General features: G+C 64.9%; 1 protein-coding gene. It reads right to left on the reverse strand.

Going from position 1 to position 1,018, the window contains the following annotated elements; translation table 11 throughout:
* Positions 1 to 30: 30 nt before the first annotated feature.
* Positions 31 to 945: an IS982 family transposase gene (locus tag AC3EO4_RS55655; RefSeq protein WP_431904982.1), complete on the reverse strand. Its 915-nt coding sequence runs from the start codon at positions 943 to 945 to the stop codon at positions 31 to 33.
* Positions 946 to 1,018: the final 73 nt, after the last annotated feature.

Genomic DNA, 1,018 nt, shown 5'->3' on the forward strand with positions numbered 1-1,018 from the left:
GATGATTGATTCCAAGGCTGCTGCTTACGATCAGTGGTCGTAGGCGGTGAGGGATCGGGCGATGGGCTGGCCGGTCTTGTCGTTGTGCCAGATCACGGCGGTCAGCGCCAGGATCCGGGTGATGACGCGGATGACGACGCCCGCGGGGGTTCGTCCGCCGTGTCGTTCCAGGTCGAGCTGGCCTTTGAGGGTCTGGTTGATCGACTCGATGGTCTGCCGCAACGGTTTGAACAGCTCGCTGCCGGCCCGTGGCGGTTCGCCCTTGCGGGCCTTGCGGAGCAGCCGCAGGTCACCGTCGGCGAGGGCCTGTTCGAAGTCGCGGCCGTAGTACTGCATGTCCGCGATGATCGTTTGTCTGGGATGGCGGACTGCCAAGTCGGGGTCGGCGTTCAGCATGTCCAGCAGGGTGGTGCGTTCATCGGCCTTGGCACCGGTCAACGCGAACGCCACCGGCAGCCCGCTCAGTGTGCACAACAGATGCAGCCGCAGCCCCCAGAAGAACCGGGAGTGCGACGCGCAGTAACCGTACTCGGCCCAGCCCGCCAGCGCCGAGCGGCGGGCTGTCTCCCGAGACCGGCCGCACTCCACCGGAGTCGAGTCGGCCACCCACACGTCATCACTCCACAACGTGGTGTCCCGGCCGAGGATCTGGATCATGTGCAGGACCAGCCCGATCGTGGCCCGCAGTCGCTTGTTGTAGCCGGACTGACCCGGCAGATACGGGAACATCCCGGCCAGGTGCGTCCGGCCGTAGCGCAGCCAGCGGCGTTCCGAGGTGAACCCGAGCAGCGCCGACATCACCGCCAACGTCACCAGCTCCGCGTCACTCAACGTGGGCTTGATCCCCACCACGGGACGTTCGGGTGCCAGGTCCGGGAAAGCCCGCAACTGATCGTCGATCTTCACATACAGTGCCGTAGCGAGGGTGTTCAGTTCTGTCGTCACAAACGGATCTTGGACACCCTCGCTGCATGCCCGCAGCCAATCAACGAACCTCAGCCCTTGGAATCAACCATCT

Source organism: Nonomuraea sp. bgisy101 (assembly GCF_057708945.1).